The organism is Gordonia paraffinivorans, assembly GCF_900683595.1.
GTDB lineage: Bacteria > Actinomycetota > Actinomycetes > Mycobacteriales > Mycobacteriaceae > Gordonia > Gordonia paraffinivorans.
In genome coordinates this window covers 458,818-479,554 of record NZ_CAACYD010000006.1, presented here as the reverse complement: position 1 = coordinate 479,554, position 20,737 = coordinate 458,818, and the positions used below count along the sequence as shown (strand labels likewise).

Genomic DNA, 20,737 nt, shown 5'->3' with positions numbered 1-20,737 from the left:
CCGGGGCGGAGGGGGCCTCAGGCCTCGCCGCGCTCCCATTGTTCGATGAGTTCCCTCTCCGCCTCGTCGGTCAGTTGCCCGTAGAGGCGCAGGCGGGCCATGCCGCCGTCGGGGTAGATGTCCACGCGTGCCTCGGTCATCGGCCGATCGAGGTCGATGACGTAGCGGTGGCGGGTGTCGGGCTGCAGCCGCGTGCGGGGAAGCACCTCGAACCACTCGCCGTCGCCGTCTCGGCCGCGCACCATCGCCGCGCCCGGGGCATTGCCGATGAAGTAGCTGGTGTCGAGTTCGACGAGGCTCACCCGGGCCTGCCCGGCGAGACGGACCTGAACCCAGTCGTTGCCGTCATCGCGACGACGTGAGGTCTCCCAGCCCTCGCCCATGTTGCGGGCGCGCCCGGGCATCAGCAGGTTGTTGGGCGAGCTGTAGAACATGTTGGAGCAGGCCGTGATCAGGCCGCCGTTCTCCAGCGCGGCGAGATCGAAGTGCCCGTAACGGAAGAAGTGCGGATCGGGGACGCCCCGGCCGTGCACGCGGAAACGCGCGACACCGCCGTCGGGGTGCATCGTCAGCCGGACATGGGTGAAGCGGTTCTTCGCGTCGACCTTGAACGGGTTGCGGGTGTCGCCGTCGACCGGGCTCTTCTCGACGATCGTCACCCACTCGGTCTCGTGGGCGAGTTCCTCGGCGGAGACGATGCCCTCGACCGCTGCCGCCTCGACGGAGACGAAGGGCGGGTAGTTGCCCTTGAACCACGACGTGTCGACGACGACGCCGTAGATGACGCCGGGGGCGCCGAGACGGATGATCGCCTGGTCGACGCCCGGCTCGCGTCGGCGACGCGTCTCCCAGCCGTCGTAGATCTGGCCCTTGTGGCCGAACGTCGCCGGTTGGTACTCCGCGGGCGGGGTCTGGATGAGGTTCTGCGCCTCCGCGAACAGGTCGTCGTTGGTCCAGACGACCGCGCCGCCGAGGTCTCGCAACGCCAGGTCGGGCATCGAGGTGAAGTGCGGGCGGGTTCCTGGGGCGTTCGGCGGCGGCATCGGGGTCACGACACCCGATCCTATCGGCGAGGCCGGTTCGCGCACTTCGTGCGAAGACGAGCGGACCGCCGGCGAGTGGTCGCCGGCGGTCCGTGTCGTGAGTCGTTCGGCCTCAGCCGCGCGAGGGCTCGTTGGCCTCTTCGGCGTGCTTCTCGAGGCGCTCGACGGCCGCCTTCGCGACCTTCTCGGCCTCTTCGCGGCCGACCCAACCACCGGGCTGGACCTCCTTGCCCGGCTCGAGGTCCTTGTAGTGCTCGAAGAAGTGGGCGATCGGGCCCAGCTCGTACTCCGAGACGTCGGTGATGTCCTGGATGTGATCCCAGCGCACGTCGCCGGCGGGCACGCACAGCAGCTTGTCGTCGCCGCCGGCCTCGTCGGTCATCGTGTACATGCCGACGATCCGGGCGCGGACGATCACGCCGGGGAACACGGACTCGGGCAGCAGGACCATCGCGTCGAGCGGGTCGCCGTCCTCGCCGAGGGTGCCGTCGATGTAGCCGTAGTCGGCCGGGTAGCCCATCGAGGTGTACAGGTAGCGGTCGAGGTAGACCTTGCCCGTCTCGTGGTCGACCTCGTACTTGTTACGGCCACCTTTGGGGATCTCGATGGTCACATCGAATTCCACTGTTCCTCCTGGCAGTCTGGTCGGGGTGGGGCGCCGGGCCGGGACGGCCGCACGCCGCAACAACGATACTGTTAGTCCGACGACCTCGGACTTCGCACCCCGGGTTTCGGGTGCGCGGAGGGTTCGCGGTGGTCGCAGTCGGTAGGCACAGCTAGAGAGATCCGGAGGCTTCGTGGGCGCATCCGCCAGACCCGGTGAGGGACCGACCCGGAGCCGCAGACTCCTCTGGTGGACGATCGCCGCGGTCGTGGTCCTGGCCCTGGCGTCGACCGCGGCCGTCGTCGTGGCGCTGCGCCTGGACTCCGACGACGAACTCCCCCCGGGCATCCCGCCGCAGCCGCCGGCGGTCGCGTTCGACCCGCAGATCGACCCGGTCGCGGCGACCGCCCCCGCACCGACCCCCGCCGGTGTGCAGCGCGCGATCGCGGCCGCGGTGCGCAATCCCGCGCTCGGCGTGCTGACCGGTAAAATCTCCGATCCGCTGACCGGCGAGGTCCTGTGGACGCGCAATCCCGACCGGCCGCGCATCCCGGCATCGAACGACAAGGTGCTCTCGGCCGCGGCGGTCCTGCAGGCGATGCCGCACGACGCGCGGCTGACGACGACGGTCGTCGCCGGTGCCGATGGCCAGGTGATCCTCAAGGGCGCCGGTGACCCGACGCTGTCGGCCCAGCCGGCCGGCCGCGACACCTTCTACAGCGAGCCCGCGCGCATCGCCGACCTCGCCGAGCAGATCAAACGGTCCGGGGTGCCGGTCACCTCGGTCGCCGTCGATCTCAGCGCGTTCTCCGGTCCGACCATGGACAAGACCTGGGACCGCCGCGACATCGCCGGCGGCGACATCGCCCCGATCGAGTCGCTGATGGTCGACGGCGCCCGCCTCGATCCGCTGGACGAGTACTCGCCGCGCTCGGCGACGCCGGGGATCATGGCCGGCGAAGCCCTCGCGGCCGCTCTCGGCGTGGACGCCCCGGTCACCGAGGCGACCGCTCCGGCGGGTGATCGCGTCATCGCCGAGGTCGAGTCCGCGCCGCTGGTGACGCGCGTCAACGACATGCTGCGTCACAGCGACAACGTCCTCGCCGAGGCGCTGTCGATCGAGCTGTCGGTGTACCGCGGCGGGCCCGCGACCCTGGCCGGCGGGGTCGACGCCATCGAGGACGTGCTGTCGTCGACGTTCCCCGAACAGTGGCCGGGCACCACGCTCGCCGACGCCTCGGGGATCTCCTACGCCAACCGCACCACGCCCGACCTGCTCGACGCGGTGATGAACGCCGCGGCCGGGCCGTCGAATCCGAAGCTGCGGCCGATGCTGGAGGGGCTGCCGATCGCCGCCGGCACGGGCACCCTCGCTGACCGCTTCCCGGTCGCCACCAACCCCGGCGCGGGGTGGGTGCGGGCGAAGACCGGAACACTGACCGGGGTGAGTTCGTTGACGGGCATAGTGCAGACGATCGACGGCCGCGTGCTGTCGTTCGCCCTGATGTCGGGCGGCACCTCGCCGGCCGATGCTCGACCCGCCCTCGACGCGGTGGTGGGTGAACTCAGAGAATGCGGGTGCCGATGACCATGCCAGGAACCGACAGCACGCCCCTCGCGGGGACGGTCGAGGCCGAGGCCCAGAAGGCCGAGCAGCGACTCTCCATCGGGTCGCAGATCGACTGGTCGCTCGCGGCGTCGACCGCCAAGCGCTTCGTCCGGCCGGGCCCCAAGACCACCGCCTACACCTACGACGCAGCGCAGGCCGAGCTCGCCGACGCCGCGACGCGCGCCGAGGCCCCCGTCCGCGAGGTGACCGGCCTCGCCGACGGCCTGCGCATTCCCACCACCCGCGTCCTGGACCGGCCGGGCTGGATCGACGCGGCCGCCACGTCGATGCGGTCGATGCTCGGCGCGGAGGAGCTCGCGTCCGCTCCGGTCGCCTCGGGTCTGGCCGCGAAGTTCGGCGGGGTGCAGGCCGGGGGACTGCTGGCCTTCCTCTCCACCGCCATCCTCGGTCAGTACGACCCCTTCACCCCGGATCCGGAAACCGGCGAACCGGGCGTGCTGATGGTGGTGACCCCGAACATCATCAACGTCGAACGCCAGCTCAGGGTGGTCCCGTCGGACTTCCGGCTGTGGGTCTGCCTGCACGAGGTGACCCATCGTGTGCAGTTCTCGGCCAATCCCTGGCTGCGCAATTACATGCAGGACAACGTCGCGGTCCTGACGTCGGAGACCGGGGAGTCGACGACCGAGATCGTCACGCGGCTGACCAAGTCGCTCAAGAGCGACGAGCCGCGGGAAAAGGGGATCCTGGGCGCGATGCAGATGCTGCAGAGCCCCGAGCAGTACCGGGCGTTCCAGCGGATGATGGTCCTGGGCACCCTGCTCGAGGGCCACGCCGATCACGTCATGGACGCCGTCGGCCCCGCACACGTCCCCACCGTGGTCGGTATCCGCGCCGCCTTCGACAAGCGGCGCAAGGCTCCCCAGAAACCGGTGCAGCGCATCATCCGGGCCCTCATCGGAATGGACGCCAAACTGGCGCAGTACATCCGGGGCAAGGCCTTCGTCGACGAGGTGGTGTCGACGGTCGGCATGGAGCGGTTCAACACCGTGTGGACCTCGCCGGAGACGATGCCGCTCCCGGAGGAGATCGACACCCCGCAGGCATGGATTCGACGAGTGTTGTGACCCGGGCGGTCGCGGACTTCGCGGCCACCCACCTCGACGGTCCGGCGACGCCGGTCTGCGTCGGACTCTCCGGAGGTCCCGATTCGCTCGCCCTGACCGCGTGCGCGGTACGGGCGGGACTCGACGTCACCGCCCTCGTCGTCGACCACGGGCTCCAGCGTGGATCGGCGGCGGTCGCGGCCCGCGCCGCCGACGCCGCCCGGCGCCTCGGTGCGCAGGCCCGAGTGTTGCCCGTCGAGGTCGGTTCGCGCGGAGGACTCGAGGCCGCCGCGCGCGCGGCCCGCTACGAGGCCCTCGACGCCGCGCGGGAAGGTCGCCCAGTGCTGCTCGGCCACACCGCCGACGACCAGGCCGAAACCGTTCTCCTGGGGCTGGCCCGCGGATCGGGCGCCCGGTCGATCGCGGGGATGCGCCCGTGGCGCGAGCCGTGGGGGCGGCCGCTGCTCGGCGTGCGTCGGGTGCGGACCCTCGCCGTGTGCACCGAACTCGGGCTGGAGGTGCATCACGACCCGCACAACCGGGACCCTCGGTTCACCCGCGTGCGGCTGCGCTCGGAGGTGATCCCGCTGCTCGACGACGTCCTGCAGGGCGGGGTCGTCGACGCCCTCGGCCGGACCGCCGCGGCGCTGCAGGACGATCTCGACGCGCTCGACGGGTGGGCGGAGGCCGCAGCGAAGGTCGCGATCCGGCCTGAAGGTCTGGATTGCGTGGCGCTCGACGACGTGCCCGCCGCGATCCGCACCCGGGTCGTCCGCCTCTGGCTGCGCGAGGTCGGGGCGACCGAGCCGACCCAGCGGGTGATCGCTGCGGTCGATCGGCTCGTGACCGGTTCGGGCGCCGGGCAGGTCGCGATCGGCGGCGACCCGGACGTGCGGAGCGTCGTGGAGAGAAGCGGCCAAACGCTGACGGTCCGCCTCACCGAGAGGTGAGACGGACCGTCGAGACCGGGCTTGAGTGGCCCTACTTCTTCTTGGGTGCCTTGAAGGGCGAGTTGATCGTGTTGAAGTACTGGATCGCGGCGCCGATCAAGGTGCCGCCGCCTCCCAAGACGAGACCGACGAGGCTGCCCACAGCTGCGGCGGGTGCAACTCCGACCAGGCAACCGACGACGGGTGCAACAATTTGGAACACGGTGCAGGCGAGCACGCCGCCAACGATCGCGCCGATGGCAGTGCCAACCAGCGACGAGATCGAGGTACCTGTACTGAGCTGCTGCTGGAAGCGAGCCAGCGCCTGATCATCCCGTTCCTGCCGCGTCTCCGGCGCCGCCACCTGATGCCGTGCGATACCGCGCAGCTGCTCCACCTCGGCCGCGTCGACCTTGACCGAACGTGCGGCGTCACGCGACGGGATCAGCGTGACCTTGTTGCCGGCCTGACGCGCGTCGATCGGGAACTGGCGGTCCTCCAGGCGGTATGCCAGCGGCATCCGGAAGAGCTCCTTGCCGGAGAAATCACGGATGGTCAGCGTTCCGTTGTCGGTGCTCGCCTTTGCGTTGTGGAGCGCGAGCGTCAGTGACGACGCATTCCAGGAAGCGTCATATGTCGGGGTCGCGGGCTGCTTCGGGGCCGCCTGGGCAACGCCGGAGAATGCCGTGATCGCAACTGCGGCAAGGGAAATGACTGCGAGGACCATGGTGCGCATGCGGGAACGCGGGATGGCCTCGCCCTGAGGATCAAGGTGCATCTGAGGGGGATCTTTCCGTGGAGGGGGGTTCCCCGAGGGGGATCGGGGAATCGGGTCGATGATTACACAGTGGTGCGCGCCGCGGTAACCGCGTCATCACCGAGCGATCACAACGTGCATTGAACCGATCCAGAAATGATGCGTTTCTGCGACGGGTGTGACTTCTGTTCTCGGTTCGATATGTAATCGATACCACAAACGATCTTCCGGTTACCCGATATTGATCCGTTCGTACTACGTGCGGAGGTGCCTTTCATGCCACGAAATCGCAACCCGTCGGTATCCGGCACGGCCGGGCATGACAAGCTGTAACGGTGCAGTCCGCAGACCCCTATGCCGCTGACATCGACGCTGTTCTGATCACACAGGAGCAGATCCGGCAGCGCACCGCCGAGCTCGCAGCGTCCGTCGCCTCCCGCTACGCCGACATCGAAGAGGACCTGGTCCTCGTCGGAGTGCTGAAGGGGGCGGTCATGTTCATGACCGACTTCGCCCGCGCACTGCCCATCCCGTCGCAGCTGGAGTTCATGGCGGTCTCGAGCTATGGCTCGTCGACCTCCTCGTCGGGTGTCGTGCGGATCCTCAAGGACCTCGACCGCGACATCGAGGGACGCGACGTGCTGATCGTCGAGGACATCATCGATTCCGGCCTCACACTGTCGTGGCTGCTGAAGAACCTCGCCACCCGGTCCCCGCGCAGCCTCGAGGTGTGCACCCTGCTGCGCAAGCCCGAGGCCGTCAAGGCCCCGGTCCGCGTCGCCGACGTCGGGTTCGACATCCCCAACGAGTTCGTCGTCGGTTACGGCCTCGACTACGCCGAGCGCTACCGCGACCTGCCCTACATCGGCCGGCTCAAGCCGTCGGTGTACTCGAGCTGACGCTGCGCTCCTGCTCACGGCCGGGAACGGTTTCACCTGCGCGATCGTTGACCGGTAGCCTCAATGTGTACGTCGATGGGAAGGACATGGGAACGGCGTAGGCGCGCAGGAGGACCTCTCGCGTGCCGGCTCGGCCCCCACCAACTGGCATGAACCGTAAGACAGTCTTCCGCAACCTCGCCATCCTGGCGCTCGTCCTGCTCGCCCTGTGGGGCTGGAGCGTGATGAGCGACTCCGACCGCGAGTACCGGGGCGTCGACACCTCCGTCGCGCTGGAGCAGTTGGACAAGAAGAACACCAAGTTCATCAGCATCGACGACCGCGAACAGCAGCTGCGCATCGAGCTCAAGTCCCCGGTCAAGGTCGGCGACTCCGACGCGGACAAGATCAGCACCAAATACCCCGCGCAGGCCGGCGAGCAGATCTTCGACGCGGTCGAGAACACCGGTGCGCCGTACACCACCAACGTCAACGAGCAGTCGATCCTGTGGCAGATCCTCATCTTCGTCCTGCCGATGATCCTGCTGTTCGGCCTGTTCTTCTTCGTGATGAGCCGCATGCAGGGCGGAGGCCGCGGCGGCGTGATGGGCTTCGGCAAGTCTCGCGCCAAGCAGCTGACCAAGGACATGCCCAAGACCACCTTCGCCGACGTCGCCGGCGCGGACGAGGCGGTCGAGGAGCTCTACGAGATCAAGGACTTCCTGCAGAACCCGTCGCGGTACCAGGCGCTCGGTGCCAAGATCCCCAAGGGCGTCCTCCTGTTCGGCCCGCCCGGAACCGGTAAGACCCTGCTCGCGCGTGCGGTCGCCGGTGAGGCCGGCGTCCCGTTCTTCACGATCTCGGGTTCGGACTTCGTGGAGATGTTCGTCGGTGTTGGCGCCTCGCGCGTCCGCGACCTGTTCGAGCAGGCCAAGAACAGCGCCCCGTGCATCATCTTCGTCGACGAGATCGACGCCGTCGGCCGTCAACGCGGCGCCGGGCTCGGCGGCGGACACGACGAACGCGAGCAGACGCTGAACCAGCTGCTCGTCGAGATGGACGGCTTCGGCGACCGCTCCGGCATCATCGTCATCGCGGCCACCAACCGGCCCGACATCCTCGACCCCGCGCTGCTGCGCCCGGGCCGCTTCGACCGTCAGATCCCGGTGGGCAACCCGGACCTGGCCGGGCGTCGCGCAATCCTCAAGGTGCACGCCAAGGGCAAGCCGATCGGCCCCGACGCCGACCTCGACGGCCTGGCCAAGCGCACGCCCGGCATGTCCGGTGCCGACCTGGCCAATGTCATCAACGAGGCCGCGCTGCTGACCGCGCGCGAGAACAAGCAGGTCATCACCGCCGAGGCCCTGGAAGAGGCGGTCGACCGCGTGATCGGCGGCCCGCGCCGCAAGAGCCGCATCATCAGCGAGCACGAGCGCAAGGTCGTCGCCTATCACGAGGGCGGTCACACGCTCGCCGCATGGGCGATGCCCGATCTCGACCCGATCTACAAGGTCACCATCCTCGCCCGCGGACGCACCGGCGGCCACGCGCTGGCCGTGCCCGAGCAGGACAAGGACCTGCTGACGCGGTCGGAGATGATCGCCCGCCTGGTGATGGCGATGGGCGGCCGCGCCGCCGAGGAACTGGTGTTCCACGAGCCGACGACCGGCGCGTCGTCGGACATCGACCAGGCCACCAAGATCGCGCGGGCCATGGTGACCGAGTACGGCATGAGCGCCAAGCTCGGGGCGGTGCGCTACGGCCAGGAGCAGGGCGACCCGTTCCTGGGCCGCTCGATGGGCACCCAGTCGGCGTACTCGGCCGAGATCGCCCGCGAGATCGACGACGAGGTCCGGCGACTCATCGAGGCCGCGCACACCGAGGCGTGGGCGATCCTCAACGAGTACCGCGACACCCTCGACGTGCTGGCCAGCCAGCTGCTCGAGAAGGAGACGCTGACGCGCAAGGATCTGGAGAAGATCTTCGTCGACGTCGAGAAGCGCCCCCGGATCACCGCGTTCAACGACTTCGGCGAGCGGACCCCCAGCGACAAGCCGCCGGTGAAGACCCCGGGCGAGCTCGCCGCCGAGCGCGGGGAGCCGTGGCCGCCGGAGGAGAAGAAGGTCCCCGAGCCGGTGGGCGCTGGCGCACCGGCGACCGGCCGGTCGGGTCCGGAGTCGACCGGTCGGGTACCGCTCGGCAAGGGACCCCAGTACGGTTCCCCGGAGCCGGGCGCCCAGTACCCGTCGTATCCGCCCCAGGCCCCGAACCCCGGGTACGCGAACCCGCAGCAGCCGCCTCACCAGGCGTCGCCGTATCCGGGTGCGCCGTACCCGAACCCGGGTCACGCGACCCCGCCGCCCGGCGGCCCCTACACGGGCAGCACCCGCCCCGACTACGGCGCCCCGCGCGACTGGTCGGCACCCGGCTGGCCGCCCGAGCAGTCGCCCGCCGACCGCCCCGGTTCCCACGGGACCAACGGCTGGGGACACCGGGGGGACAACGGTCCGGGGAACGGGGGCCACGGGAACGGCGGGCCCGGAAATGGCGGGCCCGGATCTGGCGGCAGTGCCGGTGACGGCCAGAACGGACGAAACTCGTAAGGTTGACGGATGACGATCAGTGAGCGGCAGGACGCCGTAGTGGATGGGCACCGATCGCAGTTCGACCAGGCCCGTGCCGAAGCCGCCGTGCGTGAGTTGTTGCTGGCCGTCGGCGAGGACCCCGACCGCGAGGGGCTGCGTCGTACGCCGACGCGCGTGGCCAACGCCTACCGCGAGATGTTCGCCGGCCTCTACACCGACCCCGACGACGTCCTCGCCACCACCTTCGACGAGGACCACGACGAGTTGGTCCTGGTCAAGGACATCCCGATGTACTCCACGTGCGAGCACCACCTGGTCTCGTTCCACGGCGTCGCGCACGTGGGCTACATCCCGGGGGCGTCGGGACGGGTGACCGGCCTGTCCAAGCTCGCCCGACTCGTCGATCTCTACGCGAAGCGCCCGCAGGTGCAGGAGCGCCTGACCAGCCAGATCGCCGACGCGATCATGCGCCGGCTCGACCCGCGCGGCGTCATCGTCGTCATCGAGGCCGAGCACCTGTGCATGGCCATGCGCGGCATCCGCAAGCCGGGCGCCACAACGACGACCTCGGCCGTCCGCGGCATCTTCAAGTCCAGTGCGGTGTCCCGCGGCGAAGCCCTCGACCTCATCACCCGGTGAGTCCGGAGAACGTGGTCCCGGTCGGCGGTGGTGACCACCGGACGCTCGTCATGGGCGTCATCAACGTCACCGCCGACTCCTTCTCCGACGGCGGTCGCTACCTCGACACCGACGCCGCGGTGGCCCACGGGCTACGGCTCGTCGAGCAGGGCGCGGACCTCATCGACGTCGGCGGCGAATCGACCCGGCCCGGCGCGAGTCGCGTCGACCCGGAGGTCGAGGCCGCACGGGTCGCGCCCGTGATCCGTGCGCTCGCCGACCACGGCATCGTCGTCTCCGTCGACACCATGCGGGCGCGAGTCGCCGCCGCCGCGATCGAGGCCGGCGCGGCGATCGTCAACGACGTCTCGGGCGGACGCGCCGACGCCGACATGGCGAAGGTCGTCGCCGATGCCGGCGTGCCCTGGATTCTCATGCACTGGCGTCCGACCGGGGACAGCGACGACCGCCGGTTCACCCACCGCATCGGCGATGTCGGCGGATACCGCGACGTGGTCGCCGAGGTGAGTGGAGAACTGCTCGCGCAGGTCGACGCCGCGGTGTCCGCGGGGGTCGACCCCGATCGCCTGATCCTCGACCCCGGGCTCGGATTCGCCAAGACGGCCGAACACAACTGGGCGTTGCTGCATGCGTTGCCCACCTTCATCGGCCTGGGTTTCCCGGTCCTCGTCGGGGCGTCGCGCAAGCGGTTCCTCGGTACCCTGCTGGCCCGCGACGGCGAGGACCGGCCGCCGGCCGGACGCGACGTCGCCACCGCCGCGATCTCGGCGCTCACCGCCGCCGCCGGCGCCTGGGGCGTGCGCGTCCACGACGTCGCCGGCAGCTACGACGCGGTGTCCGTCGCCGCGGCCTGGCGGGCCGGCGGCTCCCGCACGACGTCATCGGCAGGAGGCGACCATGGCTGACCGGATCGAGCTCCGCGGCCTCCGGGTCCGCGGCAACCACGGGGTCTTCGACCACGAGCGTGCCGACGGGCAGGACTTCTTCATCGACATCACCCTGTGGCTGGACCTGCGGGTCGCGGCCGCGTCGGACGATCTCGCCGACACGGTCGACTACGGCGCGCTCGCCCAGCTCGCCGCCGACATCGTGGGGGGCGAGCCGCGGAACCTCATCGAGACGGTGGGGGCGGAGATCGCGGAGAAGATCATGGACGACGAGCGCATCACCGCCTGCGAGGTCGTGGTGCACAAGCCGTCGGCGCCCATCCCGTTGGCCTTCGACGACGTCGCGGTGGTGACCCGCCGGTCGCGAAAGGGCATGAGATGACACGCGAGGGCATGCGATGAGTCGCGCGGTGCTGTCGGCCGGATCGAATGTCGGTGACTCCCTTGGGCATCTGAGGTCGGTCGTCGAGGCCTTCGCCGACGAGCTCGTGGCGGTGTCGTCGGTGTACGCGACGCCACCGTGGGGCGGCGTCGAGCAGGACGACTTCCTCAACGTCACGCTTCTCGTCGAGGGTCCGGGCACCGCGCGGGACTTTTTCGAACGCGGCGTGGAACTCGAGCAGGCGGCGCAACGCACCCGCGACATCCGTTGGGGTCCACGCACTCTCGACGTCGACGTGATCAGCGTCGTCACCGACGGACGCGTCGTCGTCGACGATGACCCGACGCTCACGCTGCCGCATCCGCGAGCAGCCGAACGCGCTTTCGTCCTCGTGCCGTGGCTCGAGGCCGACCCCGACGCCACGCTCTGGACGCCGGCCGGCGAACGTCCGGTCCGCGAGCTCGTCGCCGAGCTCGACCCCGCCGAGCGCGACGCGGTCCGGGTGGTCGGACGCCTCGAGACGGGAGGGCGGGCATGACCTCTCCCGATCCGCGCACCCCGGGACAGGGCGACGAGGAGGAGACCGGCCTCGGCCCGACGCGCCTGCGCGACCTGCTGCTGATCGCCGTGGTGACGGGCATCGCCGCCTGGATTCTGGTGCGTTACAACTACTCCGACTTCCCGCCGCTGCCGTTGCTGGCGGGCGTCGTGCTGTACGTCCTCGCCGCGCTGGAGATCGTGATCGCGTTCGTCGTCCGGTCGCGCGTGGAGTCCCACCAGATCGGGCAGGCACGTGGCCAGCTCCATCCGCTGACCGCCGCCCGGGTTCTCGCGCTCGCCAAGGCCTCCGCCATCCTCGGCGCCATATCGGTCGGCGTGTGGGCCGGTCTGCTGACCTTCCTGCTCGGGCAACAGGACGTCGCCGCCGCCGACCACGACCGGCCGGCCGCCATCGTCGGACTCATCGGCGGGGTCCTGCTCGTGGGCGCCGCGATGTGGCTCGAATACTGCTGCCGCGCACCGGACGACCCGCCCCCGGTCGAGGGGGCCTGACCGCCCGGATCCGGCCATGGCGTGCGATCCCGCCGACTCCCGTGCCGAGGGTCCTGACGGTTGCCGGGAAAGGGCGCGAATGCAGTGCATAACACGTTGCCGATCTGCAAAACTCCGCACCCGGTTGGCGTCCGAATGCACTCACAACGGGTAAGTTCACGATCATGACGACCTCGAACGGCCGTTCCGCCGACACGCGACGCTCCAGGCGGTCGGCAGCGCAGTGGCTGCTCGGATTGTTGATCGTGCTCTCGCTGGCCGCGAGCATCCTGATGGTGTTCACCGATCGCCTGTCGATCACCGGGTCACTCGCGGTCATCTCGGCGTTGTGGGCGGCCGTGATCGGCGCGATCCTCGTGACCAAGTTCCGCCGTCAGGCCGAGAGCGCCGAGGCCAAGAGCCGGGACCTCCGACTGGTGTACGAGTTGCAGCTCGAGCGGGAGATCGCCGCCCGCCGCCAGTACGAACTCGACGTCGAGACCACGATCCGCAAGGAGGTCACCGCCGAGGCCAACGAGGAACTCTCCGAGCTCAAGGCTCAGGTCCTCGCGCTGCGATCGAGTCTGGAGATGCTCATCGGCGAACCGCTGCCGGATCAGCGTGCGGCCCTGTCCAACGAGAAACTGCGCGAGCTGGCCTCGGGATTGTCGGGGACCGGTGCGAGCACCCACGGCACCTCGTTCGGCGGGGTGCCGCCCTACGAGCCGGGCTACCACGACGACGGTGTGCTGGCCGCGCGAGATTTCGCGGCGACCGCACCCGCGGCCGACGACGGTCGCCATGCCGAGCCGGTCGACCCGAACGAGATGACCGAGGTCATCCCGATCATCACCGACGACCCGATCTCCGGACGCATCGCGACCGAGGTCCCGCTGCAGGATGCGGACCGTCCGGTCACCGGACCGACCCCGTACATCTCGACCACCGATGCGTCCCCGGCGTCGGAGCAGGTGGACGCCGAGGACGTGTCCGACGCGGAGGTCGTCGACACCGAGGACGCCGATCACCGGCCGGAGGAGTCCGCAGCGTCGGTGTCGGATGACCTCGCAGACGACGAGACCCCCACCGACGAGTGGGTGACCACCGCGGCGTCGGGCACGGGTTCGGAGCAGCCGACCCGGGACGCGGAGAACCAGTCGTCCGCGGACGCTGACGAGGTGGAGGTGCCGCCGTTCCTGAGCTCGGCCGGACGGCACGAGGCGGGGCGTCCGGCGAGCGCGTACAGCGGCGGCCGTCGCCGTCGTGCGGCCGACTCCACCGAGGCGGCGCACTCGGCGGGTCTGCCGGCGTCGGAGTTGCTGAACCAGTTGCGTCAGCAGGCCGAGAACTCCGGTGGTGGTCGTCGACGCCGGGCGGACTGACGCCAGACGTCGACGCACGACGCCTTGCGGGCCGGGAACATCCAAGATGGTCCCGGCCCGAAGCACATCTGGATGACGATCCGCGCCCGGGTATCGTTCTGAATGGCTCGTCGATGCGGTTTCGGGCCGGTTATCTCCGAATTGTTCCCATCTGTGATCGGCCATCGGTCTGCAAGGTCATTCCGGGTGATCCACCCATTTCGTCATCCGATCGGACCAGTCCTGTGACCTGACCCGAAATCGGGTCGTGGGACTTGGACGATCGCCCTACACTGCGGCATATGGGCGGAGCGTTGGCGGGCAGTGTTTCCGGTCTCTCCGACCGGGCCGGCTCACCACGCGCAGCGATCCGCCACACCGAGCGGGGCACGCCTCTGACGCGCACCCTCATCAGCGCGGCATTCTTCCTCCCGCTGCTCGCTTGGTGGCCAATGGTGTTGTGGCTCTTCACCTTCGACCCGAACAGCGATGCCTCGTTCGCCGAATACCACGCGGAGTACGCGGCCAACGGCCCGACGACGAGCCTCGTCGCCATCTGGGTCCTCACCGCGGCGATGCCGGTCTACATGGTGCTGGTGCTCGCGTTCTGGTCGCGCAGTATCGCCCGCGCGGCGTTCGCCGTCCCGATCGGCGCGGTCGGGGCGCTCGGATTCTGGGGAGGTCAGATTCCCGTCCTGGTTCGTTCGGGTGAATACGAGATCCTCGATTTCTGTTCCGATCACATGCCCGCATTCGTGGTGCTGTTGATCGTCGCGTGGTCGATAGCCCGACGCCGGCAATTCTGGTGGATTCTCGCGGTCCCGGTCATCGGACTGCTCGCGGTCAATTCGTACGAGGGATGGGCGGTCAGCCCGGTCGACACCATCGTCGAGGGCGTCGGGCAGGGGCTCGGAGTCCCCGCGTCGCCGGTTCTCGACCCGTTCTCGCCGCGATTCCGTTCGCCGCTGGGCGACATCGTCGACATCATCGCGGGTGTGCTCACGCTGTGGCTCGTCGACGCGGTGTTGCGGGTGATGGCGCGGCAGGGCAGAGACGAGGCAGGCGAGCCCGCACGCCAGGCCTGAGGTGCCAGTGACACCTGTCACAGATTTGCCGCATGGGGTCCCCTGAGTCCTACCCTTGCTCTGCAACGTCTGGTACCCGTGCCGGCGGCCGCCTCGGAGAGTTCGATTCCCGTGGCGCGGTCCCGGCAACGACGGGACTGGAACGAACCCACGGAGGACAGCGGTGACCTCACCGACCGGTGACCCCGGCGTGCCGTTCGCACGGCAGGCCGGTGGCAGAGACGCCTCCGGCGCAGATGCCGGAGACGCGTTCGGCGATGATGTGTACCTCGAATCCGGCGCGACCCTCCGACGCCCCGTCGACCCCTTTCCCGGAACGTCCAATCTGCCCGCACCCGCGCGACTGACGGTCGGCATCGTCTCCGCCGGCCGCGTCGGCACCGCGATGGGGGAGGCCCTCGAGAAGGCCGGGCACGTCGTGGGTGCCGTCGTCGCCCGCTCCACCGCGTCCCGCCGCCGCGTCGCCGAACGTCTTCCCGACTCGGAGATCCTCGGCCTCGGGGCCGTCGTCGCACGATCGGAGCTGCTCCTCCTCAGCGTCCCCGACACCGAGCTCCCAGGGGTGATCGACCAGATCGCCGACTCCGGTGCCCTGCGACCGGGGACGATCGTCGCCCACACCGCCGGCGCGCACGGCGTCGGCATCCTGGCGCCGCTGACGGCGCGCGGCGCGCTGGGGCTCGCCCTGCATCCCGCGATGACGTTCGTCGGCACCGCCGAGGACACCGCGCGCCTGACCACCGCCTGCTTCGCCGTCACGGCGGAGGATGCGGTGGGTGAGGCGATCGCGTCGTCTCTGGTGCTCGAGATGGGCGGCGAACCGGTCCGGATCGCCGAGTCCGACCGCACCCTGTACCACGCCGCCCTCGCGCACGGCGCCAACCATCTGATCGCGCTGGTCTCGGATGCGGTCGCGGCACTCAACGCGGCCATCGATCACTCCGGCCGCGACGCCGCCACCGTCGACGGACACGGCGCACGACTCGCCGAACGCATCCTCGCCCCGCTGGTGAAGGCGTCGCTGAACAACGTCCTCGAACTCGGACCGGCCGCGCTGACCGGTCCGGTGGCGCGCGGCGACTCCGCGGCGGTCCGACGCCACCTCGACGCCCTGCGGGCCATCCGCGGCGGCGACGGCGAGCACGGGATCGCCGAGTCGTACCGGACGATGGCGCGTCGCGCCGCCGAGACCACCGATGCCCCCCGTGCGCTGCTCGACCTCCTCGAAGGACGGTCGGCGTGATGACCAACCCCGTGATGACACCAGCGATCAAAGGAGATGCCGTGAGTGTCCCGTCCCAGGAGGCACCCTCCTTCAAGTCCGGTCAGCTGACCGTGCACCACGACCCGGCGACGCTGTCGCGGGTCACTCGAGCCCTGCGGTCCGCGGGCAAGCGGGTCGTGCTGGTCCCGACCATGGGTGCGCTGCACCAGGGACACCTGCAACTGGTCAAGATGGCCAAGGCGAAGGCCAACACGGTCGTGGTGGTGTCGATCTTCGTCAACCCGCTGCAGTTCGGCCCGAACGAGGATCTCGAGGCCTATCCCCGCACCCTCGAGGCCGATCTCGCCCTGCTCGAACCGCAGGGCGTCGAACTCGTCTTCGCCCCGTCCGCGGCCGACATGTATCCCAACGGCCGCCGGACGATGGTGCACCCGGGCGATACCGGTGAGATCCTCGACGGGGTCTCTCGCCCAGGGCATTTCGCCGGGATGCTCACCGTGGTCCTCAAGCTGCTCAACATCGTCGGACCGAATGCGGCGTACTTCGGCGAGAAGGACTACCAGCAACTCATCCTCATCAACCAGATGGTCAACGACCTCAACCTCGACGTCGAGATCGTCGGCGTGCCGACCGTCCGCGAGGCCGACGGGCTGGCGATGAGCTCGCGCAACCGCTACCTGACGTCCGAGCAGCGGGCGCTGGCCACCACGCTGTCGGCTGCGCTCGTCGCGGGCGCCCATGCCGCCGAGGGCGGTCGCGACGCGATCGTCGCTGCGGCACAGGCGGTTCTGGCGACCGTGCCGGAGATCGAGGTCGAATACCTGGTGCTGCGCGGACGCAACCTGGAAGAGCCTCCGGTCAAGGGGCCGGGGCGTCTCCTGGTGGCCGCGCGGCTCGGCACCGCACGCCTCATCGACAACGTCGGGGTCACGATCGGCGGCCTCGACGCCCTCCAGGAAGAACTCTCCGGAACCGCCTCCGGGTCCGAGAAGGGACAGTAGTCAATGCTGCGAACCATGATGACCTCGAAGATCCACCGCGCCACCGTGACCCAGGCGGACCTGCACTACGTCGGCTCGGTGACCATCGACCAGGACCTCCTCGACGCCGCGGGCCTCCTCGAGGGCGAGCAGGTCACGATCGTCGACATCGACAACGGCAACCGGCTGGTGACCTACGCGATCGCCGGCGAGCGCGGTACCGGCGTCATCGGGATCAACGGCGCCGCAGCACATCTCGTCCATCCCGGCGACCTCGTGATCATCATCGCCTACGGGATGCTGAACGAGGAGGAGCTGAAGGACTACTCGCCGAACGTGGTCTTCGTCGACGAGCGCAACCGCATCCTCGAATCGGGCGACGACCCGGCACACGCGCCGGAGGGATCGGGTCTGCTCGACCCGCGTCATCCCGAGCCGGTTCTCGCCGACGCCACGGCCTGACGGACGGGCAGGCACGACACCCCATGTTGCTCACCGTCGACGTCGGCAACACCAACATCCACATCGGCGCCTTCGCCGGCTCCGGGGATCATGCACGGCTGGTGCAGGACTGGCGCATCCACACCGACCCGCACTACACCGCCGACGAACTGGCGTGGGTCTTCCGCGGCATGCTCGGCCCCGACATCGAGCAGGTCACCGGCGTCAGTGCGCTGTCGACCGTGCCGTCGCTGTTGCGCGAGCTGCGGGTCATGCTGCCGCGCTACTTCGGCGACGGGCCGCACGTGCTCCTGGAGCCGGGGGTGCGCACCGGGGTCCCGCTGCTGGTGGACAACCCCAAGGAGGTCGGCACCGACCGCGTCTCCAACTGCCTTGCCGCACATCACGAGTTCGGTGGGCCGTGCATCGTCGTGGCGTTCGGCACCGCGACCGTCGTCGACGCGGTGTCGGCGAAGGGGGAGTTCCTCGGCGGGGCCATCGCGCCCGGCGTGAACCTGGCGGTCGAGGCGCTGTCGGAGCACACCGTGACCGTGCGCAAGGTCGAGTTGATGCCGCCACGCAGCGTGCTCGGCAAGAACACCGTCGAAGCGCTGCAGTCGGGCATCCTGTACGGCTTCGCCGGCCAGGTCGACGCCCTCGTCGACCGCGTCTGCGACACCGTCCCCGGATTCGACGGCGACGACGTCACGGTGGTCGCCACCGGCTACCTGGCACCGCTGATGTTCGACGAGTGCCGGTCGCTCACCGACCACCACCCGCACCTCACTCTCGAGGGCCTGCGGTTGGTGTACGAACGCGCGAAGGCGAATCCGCGGCGGAAGTAGGTCCTGGGACAGCGGACCTCGCCGCGCCGCAGTAACGGCACGACCGGCCGGTCGGCGCTCAGGCCCGGGGGAACGCGTCGAATAACCGCGCGGGGTCGTATGCGTCGCCGGTCCCGTCCTTGTCGCGGAGCAGTGCGTCGAGGACCAGACCGTCGACCGCGGCAACCAGTTGCCGCGCCTCGGTTTCCGGCAACCCGGAGTCGACCAGCCGGGCGACGAAGCGATCGCGCCCGGCGACCATCCGCGCCCGCAGCTCGGGGTCCCGCGTGGCCAGCAAAAGCAGCTCGTAACGAGCCTGCGTACGCGTCCGATCGGGGCCGAGCCAGCGTCGGATCGCCTCGCGGGGAGACTCGCCCGGCGCGGGGACGTCGAGGGCGAAGACGTGCTCGACGAGGGCGGCGAGGAACCCGGCCTGGCCGCCGAAGTGGTGGCGGATGCTGCCGTGGGGAACCCCGGCCGCGTCCTCGACGGCCCGCGTCGACGCCTGTCGCGCCCCGCGCGCGCCGATCAGCTCGACCCCGGCGTCGAGGAGTGCCTCGCGCGTCGAACGTCCGGTAGACGATTTCTCCACATGGAGAAGTATATCTGCTACCGTCTTCTCCAAGTGGAGAAGACGAGGCCGGGAGGTCGGGCATGAGAGTGGTCATCGTGGGCGCGGGTATCGCCGGCCTGTGCACGGCCGCCGGACTCGAGTCGCTCGGCGCGGACGTGATCCTCCTCGAGCGGGCGCCGGAGGTCCGCGGCGGCGGTTCGGGTCTGAGCCTGTTCGGCAACGGGTTGCGAGCCCTCGGATCGCTGGGGCTTCTGCGTGGTGTCGTGCCGGACCCGCCCGGGGTTTCGCCCACGGTGAGTGGAACCCGTCGGGCCGACGGAACCTGGCTCTCCCGGTTCTCCGCCGAGGCGCTCGCAGACCTCCGAGTGGTGCGTCGTGGCGACCTCCACGAGGCGCTGCTGGACGGGCTCGGATCGGGTGTCGAGGTGCGCACCGGAGCCGGTGTGCGCGAGGTGGGTGCCCGCGGTGTCGTGCTCGACGACGGCACGTCGATCGACGGCTGCGATCTGATCGTCGGAGCGGACGGTCTGCGCAGTCGGGTGCGGCCGGCGGTCACCGAGGACCCGGGGGCGTCCTACAGCGGCTACGTGGCCTGGCGGGCGATCACCGCGCGCCCCGTCGAGCTCGACGGGGCGGGGGAGTCCATGGGTCGTGGACAGCGCTTCGGCATCGCGCCGCTACCCGACGGGCACGTCTATTGGTTCGCTACCGCCGACTATCCGCGCGATGCGGTTCCTGGCGGCATCGACGAAGTGCGGCAACGGTTTTCGGGATGGCATCGGTCGGTCGGGAAAGTGCTCGACGCCACCGACCCCGTCGCCGTCGGCGTCCTGCCCATCGAGGAGCTCGCCCGCCCGCTGCGGTCCTTCGCCGACGGCCGCCGAGTTCTCGTCGGCGACGCCGCGCACGCGATGACACCGAACCTGGGGCAGGGCGCGAACCAGGCCATGGAGGACGCCGCGACCCTCACCGCACTGCTCGCACGTCCCGGGGTCGGTGTGGAGGAGGCTTTGCGGGAGTACGACCGGTTGCGGCGGCCGCGCACGCAGCGCATCGCCCGGCGGGCGGCGGCCATCGGGCGCGTCGGGCAATGGCGCTCGGCGCCGGCGGTGTGGCTGCGTGACACCGCCATGAAGGTCGTGCCCGACGCCGTGGCCGACGCGCAGATGCGTCGGGTTCAGGATTGGCAACCCCCGATGCGGTGACGCCCACATCGGTCTGGTCAGGGGGTGCGCCCTGTGGCATACTCGTCGCCGTGATCAAGAGCTGTCAGGAGTGTTGTCAGGGCTAGTTCCGCACTATGCGGTAGCCCTCCTTCGCGCTCCCTGCTCGTTTTCGATCATTCGAGGAATCCCTCACCATGACCGCTTCGGTTCTCTCTCCCGTCCTGTCCGGCACCGTCTTCGCGGCCCCCGAGCCCACCGTCGCACCCGCCCCGGCCGCCCCGCTCTCGCTTCAGGTGAGCGAGTACGCGCAGGCCGTCGCCGCCGGTGCCATCCCGGTCGACGTTCGTTCGCACCGCCGCCGCCAGATCGACGGCGCTCTGTTCGGGGCGCTCGCCATCGACGCCGCCGAGGTCCTCGACCGCCTCACCCCGGGCACCGACCATTCACTCCGGACCGCTCGCGAGGACTCGCGCTGGATCCTCGTCAGCGAGGACGGCCATGAGGCCGAATGGCTCGCCTGGCATCTGCAGGCGCGCGGCATCCGGAACGCGGTGTTCGTCGTCGGCGGCCATCACCGGATGCGCCAGGCCGGCGTCAACGGCCGGATTCGCCCGGACGAGCTCGCGCTGGTCTCCGCCCACGAGAACAACTGATCCACGCCCGAGCCGG

22 protein-coding genes are annotated in these 20,737 nt (G+C 69.9%); 18 read left to right on the top strand and 4 right to left on the bottom strand.

Annotated elements, in window-relative coordinates; translation table 11 throughout:
- Window positions 1-17: 17 nt before the first annotated feature.
- Window positions 18-1,043: an allantoicase gene (gene alc, locus E1P53_RS09065; RefSeq protein WP_181954840.1), complete on the bottom strand. Its 1,026-nt coding sequence runs from the start codon at window positions 1,041-1,043 to the stop codon at window positions 18-20.
- Window positions 1,044-1,155: 112 nt separating this feature from the next.
- On the bottom strand, window positions 1,156-1,668 hold the full coding sequence (locus tag E1P53_RS09060) for an inorganic diphosphatase (RefSeq protein ID WP_006902290.1): 513 nt from the start codon (window positions 1,666-1,668) through the stop codon (window positions 1,156-1,158).
- Window positions 1,669-1,840: 172 nt separating this feature from the next.
- Between E1P53_RS09060 and dacB the strand changes: the two genes are divergently transcribed.
- The 3 genes from dacB to tilS are packed head-to-tail and all read left to right on the top strand — an operon-like array spanning window position 1,841 to window position 5,273.
- Window positions 1,841-3,235: a D-alanyl-D-alanine carboxypeptidase/D-alanyl-D-alanine endopeptidase gene (gene dacB, locus E1P53_RS09055; protein WP_371830993.1), complete on the top strand. Its 1,395-nt coding sequence runs from the start codon at window positions 1,841-1,843 to the stop codon at window positions 3,233-3,235.
- Window positions 3,232-4,344 carry an Rv3626c family coenzyme F420 biosynthesis-associated protein gene (locus E1P53_RS09050; RefSeq protein ID WP_181954823.1) on the top strand — a complete coding sequence of 371 codons (1,113 nt, stop codon included), beginning with the start codon at window positions 3,232-3,234 and terminating at the stop codon, window positions 4,342-4,344. The genes dacB and E1P53_RS09050 overlap by 4 nt, the downstream gene beginning before the upstream one ends.
- The gene (gene tilS / locus E1P53_RS09045; protein ID WP_131734532.1) at window positions 4,341-5,273 is read left to right on the top strand and encodes a tRNA lysidine(34) synthetase TilS; all 933 of its coding nucleotides are present in this window, start codon (window positions 4,341-4,343) and stop codon (window positions 5,271-5,273) included. The genes E1P53_RS09050 and tilS overlap by 4 nt, the downstream gene beginning before the upstream one ends.
- Before the next feature lie 31 nt (window positions 5,274-5,304).
- Here tilS and E1P53_RS09040 read toward each other — a convergent pair whose 3' ends face one another.
- Window positions 5,305-6,030, bottom strand: coding sequence for a DUF8020 domain-containing protein (locus E1P53_RS09040; RefSeq protein WP_131734087.1), 726 nt, complete (start codon window positions 6,028-6,030; stop codon window positions 5,305-5,307).
- 314 nt (window positions 6,031-6,344) lie between these two features.
- Here E1P53_RS09040 and hpt point away from each other — a divergent pair, with 314 nt between their 5' ends.
- The 13 genes from hpt to E1P53_RS08975 all read left to right on the top strand — a co-directional run bounded on the left by hpt (window position 6,345) and on the right by E1P53_RS08975 (window position 18,349).
- Window positions 6,345-6,908, top strand: a complete 564-nt coding sequence (gene hpt, locus E1P53_RS09035; protein ID WP_006902285.1) for a hypoxanthine phosphoribosyltransferase — start codon at window positions 6,345-6,347, stop codon at window positions 6,906-6,908.
- Window positions 6,909-7,057: 149 nt separating this feature from the next.
- On the top strand, window positions 7,058-9,490 hold the full coding sequence (gene ftsH, locus E1P53_RS09030; protein WP_131734086.1) for an ATP-dependent zinc metalloprotease FtsH: 2,433 nt from the start codon (window positions 7,058-7,060) through the stop codon (window positions 9,488-9,490).
- A 9-nt stretch (window positions 9,491-9,499) separates the two neighbouring features.
- Window positions 9,500-10,111: a GTP cyclohydrolase I FolE gene (gene folE / locus E1P53_RS09025; protein WP_006902283.1), complete on the top strand. Its 612-nt coding sequence runs from the start codon at window positions 9,500-9,502 to the stop codon at window positions 10,109-10,111.
- A 50-nt stretch (window positions 10,112-10,161) separates the two neighbouring features.
- Window positions 10,162-11,016 (top strand): dihydropteroate synthase, encoded by an 855-nt coding sequence (gene folP, locus E1P53_RS09020; protein WP_131734531.1) that lies wholly within the window; start codon window positions 10,162-10,164, stop codon window positions 11,014-11,016.
- Window positions 11,009-11,380: a dihydroneopterin aldolase gene (gene folB, locus E1P53_RS09015; protein ID WP_131734085.1), complete on the top strand. Its 372-nt coding sequence runs from the start codon at window positions 11,009-11,011 to the stop codon at window positions 11,378-11,380. Before folP ends, folB begins: the two co-directional genes overlap by 8 nt.
- A gap of 16 nt (window positions 11,381-11,396) precedes the next feature.
- Window positions 11,397-11,918 (top strand): 2-amino-4-hydroxy-6-hydroxymethyldihydropteridine diphosphokinase, encoded by a 522-nt coding sequence (gene folK, locus E1P53_RS09010; protein WP_131734084.1) that lies wholly within the window; start codon window positions 11,397-11,399, stop codon window positions 11,916-11,918.
- Window positions 11,915-12,433, top strand: a complete 519-nt coding sequence (locus tag E1P53_RS09005; protein ID WP_006901649.1) for a DUF3180 domain-containing protein — start codon at window positions 11,915-11,917, stop codon at window positions 12,431-12,433. The genes folK and E1P53_RS09005 overlap by 4 nt, the downstream gene beginning before the upstream one ends.
- Before the next feature lie 164 nt (window positions 12,434-12,597).
- Window positions 12,598-13,794 (top strand): DUF6779 domain-containing protein, encoded by a 1,197-nt coding sequence (locus E1P53_RS09000; protein WP_131734083.1) that lies wholly within the window; start codon window positions 12,598-12,600, stop codon window positions 13,792-13,794.
- Window positions 13,795-14,075: 281 nt separating this feature from the next.
- Window positions 14,076-14,858, top strand: coding sequence for a hypothetical protein (locus E1P53_RS08995; protein WP_131734082.1), 783 nt, complete (start codon window positions 14,076-14,078; stop codon window positions 14,856-14,858).
- 163 nt (window positions 14,859-15,021) lie between these two features.
- The gene (locus E1P53_RS08990) at window positions 15,022-16,101 is read left to right on the top strand and encodes a Rossmann-like and DUF2520 domain-containing protein (RefSeq protein WP_131734081.1); all 1,080 of its coding nucleotides are present in this window, start codon (window positions 15,022-15,024) and stop codon (window positions 16,099-16,101) included.
- Window positions 16,101-17,084, top strand: a complete 984-nt coding sequence (gene panC / locus E1P53_RS08985; RefSeq protein WP_371830992.1) for a pantoate--beta-alanine ligase — start codon at window positions 16,101-16,103, stop codon at window positions 17,082-17,084. The genes E1P53_RS08990 and panC overlap by 1 nt, the downstream gene beginning before the upstream one ends.
- A gap of 3 nt (window positions 17,085-17,087) precedes the next feature.
- Window positions 17,088-17,525 carry an aspartate 1-decarboxylase gene (panD, locus tag E1P53_RS08980; protein WP_006901654.1) on the top strand — a complete coding sequence of 146 codons (438 nt, stop codon included), beginning with the start codon at window positions 17,088-17,090 and terminating at the stop codon, window positions 17,523-17,525.
- 23 nt (window positions 17,526-17,548) lie between these two features.
- Window positions 17,549-18,349, top strand: coding sequence for a type III pantothenate kinase (locus tag E1P53_RS08975; RefSeq protein ID WP_109238629.1), 801 nt, complete (start codon window positions 17,549-17,551; stop codon window positions 18,347-18,349).
- A 58-nt stretch (window positions 18,350-18,407) separates the two neighbouring features.
- On the opposite strand, the gene E1P53_RS08970 is transcribed toward E1P53_RS08975, so the two are convergent.
- Entirely contained in the window at window positions 18,408-18,920 is a 513-nt protein-coding gene (locus E1P53_RS08970; RefSeq protein ID WP_131734079.1) for a TetR/AcrR family transcriptional regulator, read from the bottom strand.
- Window positions 18,921-18,982: 62 nt separating this feature from the next.
- Here E1P53_RS08970 and E1P53_RS08965 point away from each other — a divergent pair, with 62 nt between their 5' ends.
- Both E1P53_RS08965 and E1P53_RS08960 read left to right on the top strand, forming a co-directional pair.
- Window positions 18,983-20,107, top strand: a complete 1,125-nt coding sequence (locus E1P53_RS08965; protein WP_131734078.1) for an FAD-dependent monooxygenase — start codon at window positions 18,983-18,985, stop codon at window positions 20,105-20,107.
- Window positions 20,108-20,262: 155 nt separating this feature from the next.
- Window positions 20,263-20,721 (top strand): rhodanese-like domain-containing protein, encoded by a 459-nt coding sequence (locus tag E1P53_RS08960; RefSeq protein ID WP_131734077.1) that lies wholly within the window; start codon window positions 20,263-20,265, stop codon window positions 20,719-20,721.
- Window positions 20,722-20,737 lie beyond the last annotated feature (16 nt).